Source organism: Acetobacter sp. DsW_059 (assembly GCF_002153695.1).
Lineage (GTDB): Bacteria > Pseudomonadota > Alphaproteobacteria > Acetobacterales > Acetobacteraceae > Acetobacter > Acetobacter thailandicus.
In genome coordinates, this window is sequence record NZ_JOPI01000120.1 from 1 (window position 1) to 201 (window position 201).

The following is a 201-nucleotide window of genomic DNA, read 5'->3' on the forward strand; positions in this document are numbered from 1 at the left end:
TCACCATTGTGGTCGGGCCGTAATAAATGCCGTCACGCAGCATAAGAATCTGATTGCCCGAAAAGCCACGCATAACAAACTGTGCCGGGCTGCCTGGAGAGCCACCGGATGATACGCCAGGCGCACTGTCTGCAGCTTCTTCCGCATGGGCGTAGCCGCGCTGGTTCATGACTGAGCGGTCAATGACATCAATCGTGGCAG

1 protein-coding gene is annotated in these 201 nt (G+C 56.7%); it reads right to left on the minus strand.

Going from position 1 to position 201, the window contains the following annotated elements; genetic code table 11:
- Positions 1–201: TonB-dependent receptor plug domain-containing protein (locus HK25_RS12205; protein ID WP_143296015.1), on the minus strand; the 201-nt coding region annotated here is incomplete at both ends.